Source organism: Lacrimispora sp. (assembly GCF_036758025.1).
GTDB lineage: Bacteria > Bacillota > Clostridia > Lachnospirales > Lachnospiraceae > Lacrimispora.
In genome coordinates this window covers 84,132-104,461 of the sequence record NZ_DAIOXM010000001.1, presented here as the reverse complement: position 1 = coordinate 104,461, position 20,330 = coordinate 84,132, and the positions used below count along the sequence as shown (strand labels likewise).

Genomic DNA, 20,330 nt, shown 5'->3' with positions numbered 1-20,330 from the left:
ATGTTGCTGCAGTGGAAGCAGCGTTACTTAGTGTCGTGCAATGCGCGCTGCCAGATCAGTCAGCAGACTTTCCTGTCCGAAGCCGCCTGATTTGGTGATGACATGACGGGTACAGCCGTTGTAAGTAAAGCTGGCAAGCACAACGCCATTTTCCAGCTCACAGAGCGGTTCCAGTTCCCTGACGCCGATGCAGCTCATGCATTGCAGCAGAGTATCACCGCCGGTCAGCAGCAGGGTTCCCAGAGAAGGGCTTGTGAAGATTGAATTGACCAGACAGCCCAGGCTGCCGGCAATACGTATACGCAGTGTCTCACGGTCAATGCCAAGCCTGGCTGCATAATCTGCAGTCGGCTGGTTGCCGCCCCGGTCGTTGGTCTCAATGATGCAGTGAGGGCTGGCGGCCAGCATTTCCTCGATGCGGGTCAGCTCTGTTCTGCCCTCGCCGCTCTGCCAGTAGCCAGGTTCCAGTTTCTGGCGCGGAGTCAGGCGCAGGCGGGTGAAACCGGCGCTTTCGGCTCTGTCAAGCTGAGCCAGCGTGATAGGGTTGACGCTGCCGCAGACCACTAACAGCCGCGGATCAAGCTCCGGCAGAGGGCGGGGCGTTTCTGCAGCGATACCCAGCAACTCGGGCAGTACAGCGCCGAAGCCGGCACATCCCGCCATGATATGCAGCCCCCCTTGACCCAGCAGTTGAGAGCCCGTACTATAGAGGTCGCCGTCATCGGCAGCATCAAATACCAGAATACCTTCATCCCGGGGCACGCTGTCCCCTGCTGCCAGGGCGGGGAAGCTTCTGACTGCCAGATCGCACTGTTCGGCAATCAGATCGGTTACAACTGAATGCTTTACCGGATCAAATGGGTCGATGCCGAAGGGGCTTTCAGTCACTGGTACACCGTCTACATAGTGTACTCCACCGCGGGTAATGCGTCCCATCTGGGGGAAAGCCGGAAGAAACGGCAGATACCTGCAGCCGCTGGCTTTCAGCAAGGCGGCCAGCTCGGCGCCGATGTTACCGCGCAGGGCTGAATCAGTCTTTTTATAAATGTAACTGACACCCGCACGCAGCGCACGTTCCGTCAGCCTGAAGACCCCATCATAAGCATTGGCCGCCGGCAGATGGCGGGTCTCGGTATCCACGACCAGCACCTCCGCCTCACAGGCGGTAAAATCCACATCTGGTTCCACAACCACCCGTGTCCGGATTCCCCGGGCGGCAAATTGCACCCCTGTATCCAGCGCACCGGTGAAATCGTCCGCAATAATCAAAAGAAGGATCATGGGTTTCCCCCTCTCTGTTCTTACTGCCCGGCAGTTGGCCGCCGGAGCAGTTTTTTTATTCTGTGCTATCATTATGCCCTATTTAGCGGGGCTTGGCATTGAAAAAAATCAGCAAATACGTTTCACTTTTAAACGGTTCAGTAGTTTTGAATAAATTTATTTATAAATCGTTTTAAAATGAAACTTATATGTAGTGCTTTTTGTGTAACCCCCTGCTATAATAGTCTCAAAAATAAACGGAGGAACCCGCTATGGTCGAAACACGAACCCGCATTCTGGGGATTGCTCCATACGAAGGTATGCACACCGCTATGGAGCGTGCGGCACAGGCTTACCCGAATATACAGATGGATGTTTATACCGGCGACCTTGATGAGGGCGTTGCCATTGTAAAGCGCATGCCGCCTAACGCTTATGACTGCATCATCTCCCGCGGCGGTACTGCGGTACTGATCCGTCAGGTGACCGACCTGCCGGTGGTCGAAATTCATCTTTCTGTCTACGATGTGCTGCGCGCCATGAAGCTGGCTGAAAACTATTCCAATCTGTACGCCATTGTCGGCTTTCCCAACATTACGGAACCGGCCCACACCCTCTGCGATTTACTGGGCTGTAATCTGGACATTTTAACGGTACACAGCGCCGATGAGGTCACCCGCACACTGGAACGGCTCAAGCAGAGCGGGTACCGCATGGTTGTCTGCGACATGGTCACCCACAGGGTCGCCCGCCAGATGGAGCTGGACGCCTTCCTGATCACATCAGGCGTCGAGAGCCTGCACGCCGCCATCGATCAGGCGCTGGACATCAGCTTGTGGTTCGGCCGTCTGCGGCAGGAAAATATGTTCCTGCGCAGTATTACACAGGATCAAAACGGCTGTGTGGTGGTGCTGGACACCAGCGGGACTGTATTCTACAGCAGTCCGGACGAGCTGTCCGCCGGATTGTCTGAAGAGCTGCGTGCACATCTGCGTGAGGTGCCGGCCAGCGGTTCACTGAAATTCTACCGCATTGAACGCGACCAACTGTACAGCATCACTGCTCAGACGCTGTTGATGGACACCGAGCGGTACTATTTGTTCTATTGCGTGCCGTCGCGTATTCCGCTGCACTCCCACTGGGCAGGGCTGCGCTCCATGAACAAGGGGGAATGTGAATACCTGTTTATGAACAGCTTTTACAGTATCAGCGGGGCTATGGGAACCCTGGATGCTGAAATTCAGACGCTGGCTGCCGTACGCCAGCCGGTTATGATCAAAGGGGAGCCCGGCACAGGAAAGGAACAGATCGCCCGGTTTCTGTATTTGCACAGTCCTCTGGCAAACAAGCCCTTTGTGCTGGTCAACTGCGAAATGATGAACGATAAGAGCTGGGATTTCCTGCTCAGCCACTACAATTCGCCGCTGAATGCGACCGGCAACACGGTTTACTTCCAGAATTTTGAATCTCTGCCTGAAGCACGCGCTCCTGAACTGCTGGCTGCCATTCAGGAGACCGGCCTTGCCCGCCGGGTGAGACTGCTGTTCTCCAGTGTCTGCCGCGACAGTGAACCAGTTCCCGATGTGGTGCACCGCTTCAGTACCAAGCTAGGCTGTCTGACGCTGAATCTGCCGTCACTGCGCAGCCGTTCCGATGAGATTTCCTCGCTGGCAAGTCTCTACCTCGGCAGCCTGAACCTTGAGCTGGGCAAACAGATTTCCGGCTTCGAACCGCGTGCCATTGAGATGCTGCGCCAATATGATTGGCCAAATAACTATACACAGTTCAAGCATATACTGCAGACGCTGGCTACACTGACGACCTCGACCTATATACGCAGCAGTGTTGTGGCGGAACTGCTGACCAAGGAGCGTTCGCTGCGCCGCAGTACCGCTCCGGCCGCTGTCCCGGTGAATACCGATCACACGCTGGAAGAAATCATCATCGATGTGGTACAGCAGACGGTTACTGCCAACAATGGTAACCGGGCGGCGGCCGCACGCCAGCTGGGCATCAGCCGCACGACGCTGTGGCGTTATTTGAATAAAAATGGGGATGACGACACGTTCATATGATGGCTTCGGCAAAATCCCTTCTCCAAATATAAAAGCCCTCCGGTTTTGCTTCGGAGAGCTTTTGTATTTTATAGCAATTCTTTATTCTTAATCTTCAAAGGGATACTTGATTCCCCACTGCCTTCTCAATTCATCCATAACCTTCATAACATTCAGAGTCGTCTGGTGAGGCATTTGCGGGCACTCTGTCCAGCCATTTCTTATGGCGTCTGCACTGGCTTGAATCTGATATTCGTATCCTGAAATCTGTTCCGGCCTGATGTGAGTTTCAACCAGATTACGATCCTTGTCATACACACGGATGGCTTCAAAATTATTTACATTTTCAACAATAACGTATCCCTTTGTCCCGTAAATAACTCCCTGACGGTCAGAGATCACGCGGAGGGAACTGTTGAGTATAGCCATTTTTTCGCCTGGATAGCACAGGGTAATGCTGCTTTGCGCATCCACTCCTGTATCTGTTTTAATAACAGTGGAATGAATCTCTGAAATATCATCCCCAAAGACAATAGAAGCAAAAGTAAGGGCATAAACCCCTACATCCAAGAGGGCCCCTCCAGCCAGTTCCGGCATCATAAGCCTGGGTTTATGAGATATCAGATAGCAGAGATTTCCTGTAAGGGTCATGGGCTCTCCGATAATGCCTGAGTTTAACACATTTTTCAGAGTTTCAGCCATAGGCATATAACGTACCCACATGGCTTCCGTAATCAAAAGGTTCTTGCTTTCTGCCAAAGAAATCATTTCCTCAGCCTGGGAAGCGTTGGCAGCAAAAGCCTTTTCACAAAGAACATGCTTTCCATTCTCCAGGCACAATTTGGCATTGCTGCAATGCTCAGAATGGGGGGTGGCAATATAAATCAACTGAATGTCCGGGTCCTGCACAAGTTCTTCATAGGTTCCATACGCCTTTTTTACAGAAAAACGCTTTGCAAACTCCTCCGCCTTTTCCAGGCTTCTGGAGGCAACTCCGTACAATTCCACCTGCGGCATCTGTACCATAGTATTGGCCAGTATTGAGGCAATTCCGCCTGCTCCCATAATTCCTATCTTTAATGGCTCCATGTCTTATACCTCCATATATGTGTCTTGTTTATTTATTCAGTATAGCACACCAGTGCAGCCTGTACAATCATTCTTTCCGATCTTCCATAGCAGGTTGACAAGGTGATGACAGAGGCTTGTTCGGGGAGGGAGACGGGGATGGGGTAGAGAGAAGAGGCTTTCATGCTGCTAATAAATTCATGTTTTTGTGCGATGGTTGAAAATTCAGTCTGATAGCATTCCAGCTCTTCCTCGTCTCTTATCTGGCAGGAAAAAATAAACCCTTCATATCTTTTTCCGTTGTAATAGATATGAAGGATTTTATGGTTTTCGTAAAAGTCCTTGTTTTTGTAGTGTTTTAAATCAGCAAACATGGAGCCGTCTTTCATATTGTGACCGAAGATGACCGTATTTCCTCTATTTGTTTGTTCCGTTTCTCCCTGCACAAACAGGCTGCCGCAGGAATTTTCATTTCCCTGAAAGGTATGGTTCAGATAGTATCCCGGAAGAGCACTTTTTACTACTGGATAGTCTATAGAAGTACCGGGGATGGAAAGCCAGAATATATAGTCAGAATTTATTTGCTTTAGACTGTCTTCAAATAAAATATCCTTATTGCAGTCCACATTTTCTCCAGACTCAGTCCGGTTTTTCCACAAAATACGGTTAAGTTCCCGGTACTCCTCACTTCCTTTCCTGTATTTATAAATGTGCGTTAATAAGAGCAAGCTAAACCCCAGAAATCCGGATAGCCAGAAAATTGACAGGAGATGTTTGGTTCTGCTGCATTTTGATCTTATATTCATTTTTAACTTTTCCTGTGCTTATTTCTGTTGTATGTATTTTTGTTTGCTTTATATAGATATTTTGGTTTATATAGATATTTTGGTTTATATAAATATTTGGGTTTATATAGCTGTTTTGTTTTATGTAGCTGTTTTGTTTTATGTAGCTGTTTTGTTATATATAGCTATTTCGTTATATGTAACTATTTTGGTTTATGCAGTTTTTGGCTTTTTGTATTTCCTTTCTGTTTTATATACTTTCCGCTCTGTTCCATTGCCTTTTCACCTATTTCCTTTTTTTCTTCTGTTTGCCCGTATGGTTAAAAGGAATCCTAAAAAGCAAAGAGCCATACCGGAAATCCAGAAACCTATGGGAGCCGTATCTCCCGTTTTTTCTCCTCTCTTTCCCGTCAATTCTCCATAGGCCATTTCCAGCCATGCCGGATTTAAAGGGGATTTACTGTAACGGACCGTGATAATACCTTCTTTTTTAGGTTCTTCCGGAGTAGGAGGCTCTGGTTTCGGCTTAGGTCCTGGCTCCGGCTCCTCCAAGCCAGATTCTTTTAAATCCGTCATAACGACGTCTAATATTCCGGCATCTTTTGGAACAGTAAATTTTACATCAGCGGCGAAAAGATATCCTTCCGGTGCCTGTACTTCTTTTAAAAAATAAGTTTTTTCAGCCTCTAAAACTCCAGTTATATCAACAGCTTCACCGTTTGTTTTAAAATCCTGTATGATCACATTTCCCCATTCATCCAGAACCCTGAGTATGGCATCTTTTACTGACTTTCCTCCTGAATCAACCTTGTGAATCCTCACCTTTGTGGTGGTATTTCTCATTTCAACCATATCAATATTTCCATTTTTACTTACTGAAAATAGAACCGAATCAGAATAGGCATATCCGGCCCTGGGGCTTTCTTCACAAAAGTAATATGTTTCTCCGGCTTTCAGCTTTGCGCGGATTTGATGTGGCTGATCAGAGGATACCCATTCCTCTATTAGCTTTCCTGCCTTATCTTTTATACTCATTTGGTTTCCGGGAAGTTCATCCTGACCTGTCATTGACTTTTTTGACAAAATTACATGGGTTGGTTCATCTATCATGATTACTGTATCCTTGTTTCCATTTAAACTGACTGTGAACAGAATATCTTCCGCATAGGCATAGCCATCTGTAGGCTGGATCTCATGGAGCCAGTAACGTTTCCCGGCCTCTAATTGGCCCTTTAATTCTTCAAATTGGTTTCCAGTTGTGAAAATCAAGTCCTCTCCGGCTCTTAAGCCGTTTCCATCACGCAAAGCCTTTGCCGGGGTCTTATCTTTATTTAATATCTGAAGTGTACTCCCTGGTAACTGACGCTCTGCCTCTGATGGGGTTCCAATCAGAGAACCGGCCAGCTTCCTGATTTCAACTTCTGTCTTTTTATCTTCCATGGTAACGGTAACTGTTCCCGGCTCTTTAGGCACAGTAAAGGTGATCGGATCATGATAGGCATATCCAGCCGGTGGCTCCACTTCTGCCAACTCGTAGGTTTGTCCGGCGCTCAAAATTCCCGTTAAAACCACGGGCTTTCCGTCCGGGGTAAATTCTTGGATCACGGTTTTCGTATCCTTCTCCCGTACATGGAAGCGGCCTCCGGTTAAGATCTCTCCTGTTTCTTCATCCACTTTTAAAAATTTTACCTCTGTCTTTTCATCCTGCATAATGATGGTCGACCGTATCCCGCTGTCTTCCAGAGTAAAACGGATCTCTTTTTCATAAGCATAGCCAGCCGGGGACTGTTCTTCCCGGATAATGTATTCCTTTCCTGGAGTAATCAACTTAGCCGGTATCAATACCTCCTCTCCCTCTTTAGTAAATTCATAGATAACATCTTCTGTCTCTGCATCAATCAGGAGATAATTCCCGTCTGCTATCTCCGCTCCTGTATCCTTATCAACTTTTGAGAAAGATAAGTGTAAAGGCCGGTCCTCCATATCCACGTTGTCAACCGTTCCAGAGGCATTGACGCTGAAACGGTAGATACCGCTTATCAGGCTTTCTCCGCCAGTGTAGGCTGTGGTTTCAGTCAGACGATAGCTTCCTCCTGCTGTTAAAATTTCCCGGATTGTCTGATCATTTAAGTTGTTTTTAAACACCGCACTCTGAAGTGCTCTTGCTATTTCTCCGGTTACAACTCCTCCGTCTGACTCATAACCAGCCCCGGACACTTGAAGGATCTCATAACTGGTTCCATAGGGCAAACCGGCAAAGGTGATAAATCCATCACCGGCCAGGGTTATGCTGCCCTCGCCCTTAATCCTTCCTGCCTTTGACCCACTGTAAGCCTGGTATCCGGTTAAGGTATCTCCAGCTTGGTCCCTAAATCTCACCTGGTAGGTAAACTCATCTGCCTGGTTCTTTCCGGTTCCGGTCAGTTTGTTTATGATGGTAAGGGAGCCATCCGGAGCAATGGGGTTTGTCAGCGTGGTTTGTTTGGCAACGGCTTCCGCCCTTGTCTCAAAATAAGCCTTGGTCTGCCCTCCCTCATCACCGGCGGCAACGGCCACCACATCAACAGTACCGCTTTCATGAGCTGCCACATCGGTTAAGTTCCAGAGGATCGTTCCATTTAATTCTCTGCCGTAATCCGTGGACCGTAAGTATTCCAGTTCTTCCTGAAGGACAGCCTTGATCCGGATATCTGCTGGATGGCTGTAAGGATTATGATAGGTAATGGTATACTTCATGACGCTGCCTTTCTTAACAGCATGATCCTCTGCTCCTGCGCTGCTTGTTACTTTCGCAAAAGGAATTTCCGTGGTCACTGGATTTTGAATGGTATAATCATGGGTTTTCTCATTAACCGTCCAACTTGCAAGGGTATTTCCAGCATCGTCCGTCAACTCCTGCCTGGTTTCTAAATAGGTTCTGGAGGGAACATCATAAGACCCGGCTTCATCAAGGTATATCCGCTTTGTTTCCTTTTGGGATGTTTCTGTTCTGCCATCGGAATACTTAGTGTACTCCGTAATCTCATACAAATGGCCATCTATGATACCGTCTGCTACAGTTACTCTCTGCCCGCTTCCTGATCCGATGAGCGGAGGAAGTTCGGTGCCGGTATCCAGATCCCTTAACACGGTATAGACCTTGACAGGAACCCTTCCCGTTACGGTAAGAGCTTCGATAGTGCTGTTCTCACTTGCCAACTTTAAGATGCTAAAGCTGTTTGAAACATTCCGGATTCCGGTACCGGTACGATTTACGGTAAATATCACTGGCTCGGAAAGAGCATAACCGGCTGGGGCCTTCAACTCCTCCATGATGTAGACTCTATTTGCGGATAGCTTCTTGGTCAGAGTAAAACCATTGGTGCCAGAAATAGCCTGTTCAATGGCTTCTCCCTGCTTTTGGTACTCTCCGTCAACGGCCACCGCTTCAAATACGGCTATTTCTGCCCCCTCCACGGCCATTCCTGTATCAAAGTTCGTTTTCTTGAACTGAATGCTTGTAGGTTTATTCTCAATTTCACAAATATAAAGTACTTCTTCTCCGTTCCCTTTTTCATTAAATTGGAATTTCTTTATCCCACCGGTGATCTGGTAAAAATCAGGTGGAGATATTTCTTCAATGGTGTAGGTATGCGGTTTTATGGTTCCGTTTGTCTGCACCTGCCCCACCGGTAGCCCTGCAAGCTCCGCTCTTCCTTCCACTCCGGTTGTCATATACCAGATTGTCCCCGTATCCCGATTGGAAACTTTAAATCTGGCATGTTCCAGCCCCTCCCCGGTATCAGAAGCTTTCTTTATGATCTCCAGTTTGCCAGTGGTGGGGATATTTATGATCCGGTAAACAGGAACCTTTTCTGCTCCCACAACGATCTTTACCGGCGTTATCTTTTGCATATAGGCTAGGGATATAAGCTCTACTATGTAATAAGTACCGTAAGGGATTTTATCAATCCGGTGGGGTTTTAAATCTCCTGACGAAAATCCCTCCGGGATATCACCGTTAAACCGGTCCTGATCTGTATACCTTCCATCTGTTCCAGATATCCAGCGCTCTACCAGGTGGCCTTCATCTTCCACGAGGTTTCCAGATTCATCGGCCCGGTAAAGGGCCAGCTCTGCTCCCTCTGCCGCATATTCCCTGGTTCCGTCTGAGACTACCTTTAAGATGTTGATATACTTTTCTTCATTTTTAAAACTAATTCTCTGTACATCTCCGGTTTCTTTTAGGACAATGGCCTTGGGATCAGGTATTTCAAATCCATGGGGAACTGTTTCTTCTACCAGTATATAGTTTCCTACTTTTCCTTCTTCTTTCTCTGCGTTAAAAGGCAGATAATCAATCCGGTGCAGCCCCTCTAAGGTGTCATAGCTTTTTATCCTGCCTGATTCCTGGTAGTTAAACTGATATTCAAAGATCAAAGGCAGCTTGCCATCTGTATCCAGGGAGCCGTTTGTTACGTTCCGGTAAATGGTGATCCGGATAATCTTTCCGGAATCTGTGTTCCAGGTCTGGGTAACTCCTTCCTCGTTTCCGATCCGGAGGCTTTCCATGCGCTCCGCTGTCCGTTCTCCATCTTTCATGTACCAGGTAAGGGAAGTAAGATCCTCCCCTTTTTCCCGGTATGCTGCCTCAAAATCCATGATAAAGCTGGACTGATTCTCCGCCAGACCAAAGAAATCCTTTAAGCGGTCCATAAAGCCGGTACTTTTTAAATTTTTTTCTGTATATTCTGATAAATCATCGGTAGTCCAGGCTACCACCTTTTTTTGTTCATCGTAAACCGGCTTCCCATTTTCCATAAGAATGTTTCCATCACTATCTGTTTTGGCCTCATAAAGTGCCAGACCCGCTTGATGACTGTTTGGAAGTGGCCCTTTATTTCCGGTGCTTTCCTCGTAATACTTATAGATTTCCAGCTTTGTATGGTCATTTTTTAGATTAATGGTCTGTACTTCTCCAGTTGCCTGGATGGTAACCTCCATGGAGGTACGGATATAGCCGCCAGGAGCCTCTATTTCTTCCAAAATATAATCTCCAGCCGGAATTCCTTCCAAGTATTTCGGGGTTCCGTCTGTGATCCAGTCGGCCAATACTCTCACCGGCGCATTGTCGGCCGTACGCTCCACGGTCCATTCTGCTGGGGTCGTTTCTGTTTTTATCAGGTAATACCCCTTTGGATAAACTTCATTGTCAGTGGTGTAGACCCTTCTTGCTTTGTAAAGGGCCACATGCGCTCCGGAAACCTGGATGTAGCTGTAGGCTCCCTTTGGCTCTGTAACCGTAAGGCCCTCCTGATAATCACTGATCACGTTAAGTTTGTACCGGTCTGGCGCATCGGTCTTGACAATCTCTGCTTTTATTTTTTCATCTTCCATACCAATACGCTGAACTTCCCTGGTTTCGGAAATGGTAACACCTTCTGGAAAGCCCTTGGTATAACCGGCTGGAGGTTTGACTTCCTCCATGATATAGGTTCCTGGGATCACCCGTTTTAACATGTCTGCCTGTCCTACGGTCATATCTGCCTGAAACGGGTCATTTGGATAGGCTTCCCCGGTGATCCAGGTGTTTTCCATGATCCAGGATTCTCCCTGGCGGTGGTAAAGCTTCGGATCGTCTGCAAGGTTCTCTTCCTCTCCAACATCTTCTATACCGGTCTGATCATTGATCCGGTATGCTGCCCCATTATAAGCAGAAAGAAGATCATCGTATTTGTAACGTACGTAATCTCCGTCAATGTCATAGATCGGCGTTCCTTTTTTATAGGTCTGTCCTGATCTTTGGTAATACTCCGGGAGGCCGTGGCGGTCAAGAACGGGATTCAACCGTTTAGCCAGGCTGCTTCCATCATAGGTCCCCGTCATGTATTCCTGATCCGTATCTGCATGAAGAGAAGCAATCCGGGAGGTTCTGATCTTTTCCCTGGCAATGACGGCCCCGGTTTCTGTCTTGGAAACCTTTACGGACCACACCAGGAGTTTTTCTCCTTCTTTGGCGTAAGCCATGCCGGTAGTTGGATTGACATATGCATCTCGGTTTCCATCACTGTCTAAGTGGTACATGACGGTCCCGGAGCCTAAAGAGAATATCTTATCTCCCGCAAAATACCTTGCTGCTGTCAAGTCTCCTCCGGTCAGCTCAAACACGGGCTGACCGGCTCTCAATATATAGATGGACTCCTGATCCTTCACCTGCACCTTATTCCCATTCCGGTCATAGCCATACAGTTTTCCATCGGTTCCGGTTTCCGTCACCTTCAGCCCTCCAAGGGAGTAAAACAGGATATCCGTGTCCTCCCGGTCTATGGTTTCATAGGTCCAGGTACCGTCCCCGGCTTCTCCCTTCAGGCTTCCTTCTGGGTCTTCTTTCCGGATAAATTCCACGGTACTTCCAGCATAGCCCTTTAATACTTGAATGGACTGGACATTGTTATTCCGATCCCTTACCACCTCCACGCCGTCATAACCATAATCCCCGCTGTCGCCGTTTTCCTTGATCTCAATGGCATCGTAAAGCGCCATCTTAGCTCCGGCCACGTAGCGGTTTTGATCATCAGCCGTATCCAGTGGCCTGGATATCAGGCCGTAACCGGCAAATACACCATCTATGTAGACCGGCTCTGCATCTTCCCCGGCCGCTTTCCTGGACTCTAAATATTCCAAAGTACCTTTGTACCAGCCATAGCCTAAGTAAGTTCCGTTCTTATAACCAAACTCCAGGTTTTCGGCCCCGTATCTCTGCTTTAACTCCAGCTCCGTTCCCGTCAGTCTGGTATTAGTCCGGTAGGTGACGGTGCTGGCTGAATCCTTGATCTTTGAAACTTCCAGGCGCACCGGAGTATTGCCTATATAGATTCTGGCCGTATCGGTGACTTCCTGGGAGCCTGATCCTTCTTGATCCTCGTAGATGGCTGACGCCACCCGGCTGTCCCGGTTTCCCTCCAGATAGTAGGTGATCTGATCCGAATAGATTTCAATAGCAACCGGCTTTGTCCTCACATACCCGGCTGGAGGTTTGATTTCACAAAGTACGTAGGTTCCGGCTCCAAGAGGCTGGGGAGTGATCAAATATCCCGTGTTCTGATCCTGATCGGAGGTATTGGTTAGATTCTCTTCCCTGGCCTGCAGGTCATCTCTGGTTGTTGTGAATGCCTCAAACTGTCCTGTTCTTCTTCCTTCCTGATCGGTAAGAATCACTTGTTCCGATTCCTTGCAGACAGGTGTTCCAGCCGGTACAACTCCGCTAAAGATATTCCCAACCTGGGTAATGTTTCTGGCTCCCATCGCTTCTAAAAATTCCTTAGAGCCCTCGATCCGGGTATCTGCTTCGTAGAACCTTACCAGGCCATCGGTATTTTCCCCGTCCTCCCTGGAGGCTGCATAAAGGGCGAACAAGGCTCCGTCATGAAGAATATTTTCTCCTGTTTCGGAATCCAGCTTTTCAATTCTTAAATGGCTCGTATAAAAGGTGTTTCGGTACTTGCGGTAGGCGTATCCCTTATAGCTTGATGTACCGTCCCCGTTTTGCATGGTATCTGCTGTTTCATTGGCTGGCTCTGTCACCGTCCACGGCACCAGCATGGGAGCGTATTTCCCGTCATAGGCTGTCTGCATTCCTTCCATGGCTGCCACGCCATCCCGGTAAACCTCACCGGTTCCGGAAGGGAAGGGAACGTTGTTATAGATCTGTTTGTTTTCAGAAATAGAGCCGTACCGGTATACCTTCTCTACCCCATTGGTTTCATAGGTAGATCCATTGGCGGTCCTTTTTCCGGCATTTCCATCGTCAGCCAGGTAATTACTGCCTGGATTTCCTCCAGCCTCTACCGGGTCGACCAGGGTGTTGTAATAGTCTTTTACCGGGTCGTTTGCGCCCTGGGTAATGGTAAAGTGTCCACGGCCGGCCGGATCACCAGGAGCTGTCCCTGATAGCTTATCAAGGTCTAAGCCATAAGGATAAACTTCATAGTTACCTAAACGGCTGTGCGCCCGGATCACGTACTTTCTTAAATCATCCCCTCCTTCCCCCGGCCACTCCTCATTAAACCGGATGTGATATTTTGAGGAAAGCTGGGAAACGGTGTTAGCTGCGCTGTAACGGTAATAACTGGCCAGCTCCTCCGGGGTCTTATCCGACCCTGCTTTCCCACCTTCATAAGCAGTCGGAAGTTCAATCTCCTTTGGAGCATCAGTCTGATAATGCTTGTTATAGAGATCTCCTAAGTCCTTGTGAAAGGGCTGCTGTTCCACGGCCACATAGGTTCCGTAGGGAAGGTATTCTGATATTCCGTAGGTATAACCGGCCCCCGGATCTTCCTGATCAGCGCTTAAGGTGGTTGTATCCTGATCCTTTCCTCCGTCTGTCTCACTATCCCAGGCAATGGCATAAACCTCATCGAAATCATAGCTGAAGAACGGTTTTAAGTAGTTTTCTGCCTTTTTAATCGCTTCTGAAAGGGCTTGATCATAAATTTCATCTGGATAAGCCTCACCTCCTGAATCGCTTTCCCTCTCACCGACTTGGTTTTCTCTTACCAGCTTTGCGACCTCATCCTCCAAGTACCAGGTGATTGCAAACTGGCGGACATGATCAGAGCGGAGGGCATTATCTTTAGCCGTAGCCAATGTATTTATGCTGTTTTCGATCTGTGGGTTATTATGTACAGCGGGATATTCCTTTTCTCCTCCGCCAGTTCCAAACAAAAGGCTTTTGATAAATGAAAATGGCTTAAAGGAACTGCTTTGATTGTCAGTCCTGTCCCATTTATCGCTGTTGGCCACTTTGATGGCATCAAAGAACTTTTCATAATTGTAGCCCAGGATCTCCCGGACATTTCCAGCGCCATCCTTGACGTTCTGTATTGTTTTCTCCAGAACTGCCGTATAGCCGGGGTTCTGATCGGCATTGATCAGGTTATCTGTGTAGCTATAAAGGGACTCGTTGGCAATGGCTGCATGGTTGGAATTTCTGGCAAGAGGACTGGTCTGGTAGCCTACCCTGGTAAAGAGCTTTTGAACCTTTTCCGGGAATGCTGCCCGGTAAGCCTGGATGTCCACCAGATTTCCGTTCCGGTCCTGCCAGCTCACCGTTCCATCCTCTCCCCGGTAAAGCCGTTCTAAGTTGGATTTTAAGTAAACCTTGAACCGGAAGTTCTTTAAATATCTGGCATTATCCTCCGTTCCTCCCACGCCCTGGGTATAGCGGTCCTCATGGCCCGTTCCTGCATAGGTGTTATTCTCATAAGTTCCATCTTCTTCTAAAGAAATGTCCTTTGTAATCTTGACCTTTTGCATGATAGGCCGTTCCACAACGGAAATCTTATTTATACGGGTCCCACCGTCTGAATAGGTCTGATTCCTGTCATAGCGGAGGGTGACCGGCTCAATGTAGGTCCCTGCTCCAGTCATGTTTGGAGTAGCAGAGATATTTCCATAACTTCCTGCATAATCCTGCGGAGTGGTATAAGTTCCTTCCACAAAGTCATCCCGGTAAGTAATCTTAAAATCTATGGAAGAGGTTCCTTGCTCTCCTCCCATATCAATGGTATAGCCTTTTCCGTCATAAACGGCAGTCACCGGCACGTCTACATCTTTTAATTCGTAGCCTGGAGCAACCTGGATCTCTCCTTCCACCATGATTGTTTTCACGCTGCCATCATTATTTCTAAGCGGTTCGCCCGGACTGTATATCCAGTAGGTACGCTCCGGGCTTTCTATCACGGATATGGCAGATAGATCCTCCGGATAAACCGCTGTCTTCTTTGACAGCTCCCCAGCCTTTACCTTGGCATAGGTCACAAAACCGGTTCCATTTTCTTTGTAATCTTCATGCTGATCCTGGGTATAGGCTGCATAGAGATAGCCGTTAACCATGATTCCGTTTAAATCGTATTCTATCTCCTTTTTTATATAGAGAATCCTGGCCGCTTCATCATAGACACTTGCGGACACCAGGCTTCCCACCCGGTAGGAATAGCGTATCATGGCCTTCCCATCTATAATCTCCTGCACTCTTAGGCTGTTAAAGACGGAAAGCCCGGCAGCCTCCATTCCTCCATAAAGACTGATAGCCTGTTCTTCAAAGGTATCCCCAACAAGAGGGATCTGCAACCAGGGAGCGCCTTCGTCTGGCTCTTTAAAGGAAGCCTTCTTTAGTGCTGCATTGGCATCTTCCGTTAAGTCCCCGGTGATTTCCTTATCCTGAAAGGTGGGAATGGTATAACGGAGTCCATTGTCTGGCCGGACAGCGGTATAATCATACTCCGGTGCTGATACTCTGCTTACCAGGACAGTTTCCCCGTTTGGAAGTAAAATACTGTCCCCGGCCTTTGCTGACACTGGTGATCCGCTAATAATCACCCGTTCCCCTTCCTCTCCTGCCAGGGCGGTTTCCTCTCTGGTCACGTACTCCGTATGGGTCCCGTTTGGATCTTCCACCACTTCACTTCTGGTGATGAAAAAAGAGGCTCCCTCTGGTATGTTCTGGGCATAAATCCGGTAGCCGTTGACGGTTCCGCTGCTTGTTACCGTAAAGGTATTGGCTTTCTTGATCCGATCTGTCTCTATTTTTTCAGCAGATACACTTCCCTCTGCCGATGGAGAACCACCGGCCTGAAAAGCCTCCCGGTTGCTTATGGTGGCATCTTTTCCGTAAACCGAAAGCTCATAGCCCTCTGACCGGGTCAGCTCCTTAATGTAATACTGGGTCCCGTCTGCATTGACGATCAGAGGCCGTCCGATCCAGGCATTTCCGTTTAAAGTTTCGTTGTTCTGGATGGGATAAGAATTTCCACTTCCTCCGGTCCCGTCTCTTCCCTGGTTAGAGGAAAGCTTTTCATAGCCGGAAGCGGTTTCATTGCGGCTGTCCGTGATGGAAATGCTGCTTCCCCGGTCCGTATGTCCGGTAAAACGTTCTGCATCAGACTCCTTTCCGATGGCCTTTCCCATGGATGTGTAAAGGTTTGTCGGTGCCTGATCGGCCCAGCCATCAGGGGTTTTTTCAATTGTCCCGGTCTGATAATTGAATGTATAGCCGGGAGCCTGGGTAATGGCCAAAAAGCTTGCTTCCCCATTCCTGTCTGGTGCCGCTACGGATACCAGGTTGTCTTTTTTAAATAACACACCGGAATGTCCATCCGGGTGGAGAGTATCCGTTGCTGCAAACAAACCATAAACAGCTCCCTCTAAAGTCCCATCCCCTTGACTGTCTCCATAAGCACTGTAAGAATCAGACTCCCCGGCCTTTAGAGCCATATCTTTCTTATTAAAGTGAATCTCCCCTTCCATTCGGTGATCATATGCAATAAAAGTCCAATCCCTGGTGGAAGAATTTAAGGGGCTTAAGCGGCTTGTCTCCGTAGATTCTGGGAGAGACGATAAGGAACTTCTTGAAACGGCCCCTTCATCCTCATCACCAAATGCAAATGCAGATAAAACTTTTTTTGCCACGGACCGGAAACTGGAAAAAAGAGACTCTAACAGCCCGGTAAAGGTAATTCCTCCATGGATTCCTTCTGCTTGGGAATCGGTGGCTGTTTTCTTTTCTTTTTTCACTGCCTCGGATGCGGTTGCACTGTTATCTGGCCGTATTTTTGTTTTTTCATCTTCTGTAGGTTCTTTTTCTATCTCCTTTGCTGTTTCCGGTTCTAATTCTGTTTCTGTTTCACCTTCTTCTAGATCCATGGCTGTCTCATCTATGGATTCTGTCTCTTCCGGTAACTCTAACGGCGGATCTTGCCTGATTTCCGGTTCCGTTTCTTCCATTACTTCCTGTCCAATTTTTTCCCCCGCTTCCGGTTCGGACTCATTTTCTTTCTCTGCCTCGGTTTCTTCTGCTTTGGTTTCCGAATGAGACTCTAAATTAGTCTCAAAACCTTCCACATGATTAGAAACTCCAAAGCTGGTAAACATCACCGTCTCTGGCTCTTTTATGTCTTCCTCCTGCTCTGGAGGATCTTCAGCCAGGGCTTCCCCTTTCATATCCAGGCCCACCCCGAAACCACCGGCCATACGGCCCAGACCGTGGGAACGGTAATCTTTGTATTCACTGGAGGTAACGGTCCGCCGCTCCATGGGAATATCATCGGGATGACTGCCATGAAAGGAATAGCCGGGAGCTGGGATGGTTTCCTTTGCAGAGTATTCATAGGTTAAGGAGATAAAGTCCTTATAAAACTGATCCCGGTCCGCTTCCAGAGCTTCCCTTTGCGTCTTCCCCGTTGGATCAATGGCATGGAAGAAACCACCTTCTTCCACCAGTCTCTCACACTCCTCTACTCCAGAAAGCCATTCCGCCCAGGCACTGTCATGAAGCTGCTGATTGTATTCTTCTACGGCCTCAATGGAATCGGCATTGGTCTGTTCTCCGGTTATCTCATCATACTCTGGCTCCGGAACCTCCTCATACTCCACCTCCGGAGCCGGATGGCCACTGCAATACCCCTTTTGGTAGGTGTAGCTTCTGGCATCGGAATGAGCAATTTTACTGTGAACCTTTCCCCTGGAGTCAACGTAGTGAAGTTCTCCGTTATCATCGGTTATATGATCATCAGCACTGCAAGGATCATTTTCCGGATCAGACCATCGCTGAAACTGGGAACGGGAAGAATTGGCCTGATTATAAAGGTTTACTTCCGAATTATTTAAACCAGTATCTCCGCTATAATTGGTGGATATCCTATCCTCATCGCTTCCGTTATCCTCTTCCCAGGAAGCTCCGGTTAAAGAGCCAGTGTTGGACGAAAAGTCCCCTGGGTTTCTTAAATCCAGGTCGGTGCTGTCAAGCTGGGAATCGTCAAATGCCTCTAAGATATCCCAATGGGAGCCGGCCAATGGCTTTCCTGTTTCGGAATCATATTTAATCAGGCCCACGTTATAATTGGCCCCAAAGCCTTCCGTATGCTTAAAACGCTGAACCTTTCCGGTCCCTCCAGATCCGACACGGACATGAACTTCTAAATTCTTATCCAGCTTGGCTGCAAAGTAGGTCTGAGAAATGTCAAAGGCATACTCAGTTGGCTTATTAGGATTTCTTGTAAAAAATTTAAAGGTAGCAAGCTGGGCAGAACCGATATCCTTTGCCAAAACTGCCCCCACCTGGCTCTGATTGGCCCAGTAAAGAGTTCCAATCCCTTGCCCATTAGTAGGTGTTTCACCAGATAAGGAAGTAAACACAAGTCCTGTATCCGTTGGGCCAGTATAAGTCCAGTCCCCGTATAGATCTTTAGCAGAAAGTCTCTGATAATAGCTTTTTACCACTTCATTAGGATAAGGAATCGTAATGGTATATGAATCCGCGGAATGATTCAACTTGGCAAAGTAAACGGTTTCTTCTGAATCCACTTCAAACTCTTTTGTAATCATAGCTGCATCCCATACATTTCCAAACATCCATTCAGCCCAGTTTTTACACCCTCTGCCTGCATACTCTGATGCAATCTGAGTGCTGGACATTTGATTATAAACAGATCGGTCACCTACGGCATTAGGATTCATTTGTATCAATGCAGCTCTATAATTATCACTGTCACGAAATGCTTCTAAATCATGCTGCCAATCACCGGTAAAACCGCATTCATCAGCTGCAATCCAATTGATCACCGATGCAACGATATACTTGGCAGTACCAGAATTGGCATCGTTACAGGCTTCAATGCTGTCATTGCTTCCCATGTGGGTAGCATAGACATTCATGAGAAAGTTGAATTTTTCTCTTTTTTCATCACCAACTTTTTTCGGAAAAAGCTCAGGCCGTCTACTAGCCGTATAATAATCATCAAGAAATGCCTGGCTTCCAAGATATATCATGGCATTCTCTGTATGACCTTGTACACAATAAAGAAAGTTCTTGTCAAACTCTTTATAAGAGCCGTCACTGTGCTGTTTGTTTTCCACCAGGTATTGTTTGGCTCCAGCGGGAAATGCATCTCCATCTTTATCTTTCAAATTAATCCACTTGGTTTCATACATCAGTCCCGTGGGCTTATATCCATTAGGGTTATTTTGTTCATATGCGCTGGGATTCCAGGATATCCACGCTGCCGGTTCAATGATCTGACCATAATCCGCAAAGGATATCATAGCCTCCGGAATATATGGGAGAAATGCCATGGTCGTTACAATCACTGCCATAGCTCCAGCTAGTTTTCGTTTTATGTTAAGTTTATGTAAAACCTTTTTCATCATTTATCTTCCCCTTAATTGGTAACAAAAAAAGACCACCGATTATGATTTAACCGATAGTCTCTTAGAAAGTTCTTATTTAGTTGTTTAAAATCTATTTAAAAGTATGGATTAGGAGTTCCCCAAATTTGTGCTGCTTTTTCACTGGATTCGTAATCATAGCCTAATGCTCCTATGGGAAATCTTACAAAGCCATACCAGGGAGTGACATCATTAGGTTTCCTTGTCATCACTTTTCCATCAATCATAAGCTGGCCATGTTCGTTAACCATGAATCCATCCGGAGTGATAGTATTAGTATAAAGATAGCCGTACTCATTGAAGCAATAGGCGTATTTCAAACCATCTTGCTTCCCATCAGGAGATACCATGAGCCATCTCCATTCACTTAACGATCCGGATTTACTGGTTCCATACCAATAATTGCTGATGCCGTTTTCATTTAATGGTTTAGCTGAGTCTTGATGCCATGATGGTTGTTCATATGGTTGAGTATTATAATATTCAATCATAGCCAACTCTGTTCCATAAGAATGTACAAAACCATCTGCCGAAATCAGAATTCCATTTTCATCTGTTCGTAAGCCTCCAGCAAGCGAAGTACCTTTCATAAAATTCCCATAAAGATCTTTCACATAAAATGTATAAGTGTCCTTTTTAATTGCATTCCCTGCATTAAGAAAAAAATCCTTATTCTCCCACTCATTGGTGGTATACCCTGCCGGAAGTTTATCCGGGGTCCAGATGATTTCCGCAAACGCTGGTATTGCCATACTTATGGAAAGTGCTGCCGCTAATATTGCTCCTAATAATTTTTTTTTCATACTCAATTCCTCCCTTATATAATCTATTTTCAACATCTCTGATTTGACAACATCATTAATTCGTGTTATTCTAAAGGTACAAAGGGTAGCCAACTCCACAAAGTGGCTTCCAACGTTTAATTAATTATTTTTCGAAATAACCAACTCACTTGGCGGCG

At 47.2% G+C, this 20,330-nt stretch carries 6 protein-coding genes; 1 reads left to right on the top strand and 5 read right to left on the bottom strand.

What is annotated here, in order from left to right; genetic code table 11:
• Positions 1 to 27 precede the first annotated feature (27 nt).
• A complete protein-coding gene (locus tag V7M78_RS00440) occupies positions 28 to 1,281 on the bottom strand; it encodes a four-carbon acid sugar kinase family protein (RefSeq protein WP_333645478.1) in 1,254 nt (417 codons plus the stop codon).
• 251 nt (positions 1,282 to 1,532) lie between these two features.
• Here V7M78_RS00440 and V7M78_RS00435 point away from each other — a divergent pair, with 251 nt between their 5' ends.
• Positions 1,533 to 3,335: a sigma-54-dependent transcriptional regulator gene (locus V7M78_RS00435; protein WP_333645477.1), complete on the top strand. Its 1,803-nt coding sequence runs from the start codon at positions 1,533 to 1,535 to the stop codon at positions 3,333 to 3,335.
• Between the two features lie 87 nt (positions 3,336 to 3,422).
• Here the strand turns inward: V7M78_RS00435 and V7M78_RS00430 are convergent, their stop codons facing one another.
• From V7M78_RS00430 to V7M78_RS00415, 4 genes are all read right to left on the bottom strand, one after another.
• Positions 3,423 to 4,403 carry a Gfo/Idh/MocA family protein gene (locus V7M78_RS00430; RefSeq protein WP_333645476.1) on the bottom strand — a complete coding sequence of 327 codons (981 nt, stop codon included), beginning with the start codon at positions 4,401 to 4,403 and terminating at the stop codon, positions 3,423 to 3,425.
• Between the two features lie 32 nt (positions 4,404 to 4,435).
• Positions 4,436 to 5,188: a class B sortase gene (srtB, locus tag V7M78_RS00425; protein ID WP_333645475.1), complete on the bottom strand. Its 753-nt coding sequence runs from the start codon at positions 5,186 to 5,188 to the stop codon at positions 4,436 to 4,438.
• 261 nt (positions 5,189 to 5,449) lie between these two features.
• Positions 5,450 to 19,351, bottom strand: coding sequence for a SpaA isopeptide-forming pilin-related protein (locus V7M78_RS00420; RefSeq protein WP_333645474.1), 13,902 nt, complete (start codon positions 19,349 to 19,351; stop codon positions 5,450 to 5,452).
• Positions 19,352 to 19,446: 95 nt separating this feature from the next.
• Positions 19,447 to 20,172: a hypothetical protein gene (locus V7M78_RS00415; RefSeq protein WP_333645473.1), complete on the bottom strand. Its 726-nt coding sequence runs from the start codon at positions 20,170 to 20,172 to the stop codon at positions 19,447 to 19,449.
• Between the last annotated feature and the right edge of the window lie 158 nt (positions 20,173 to 20,330).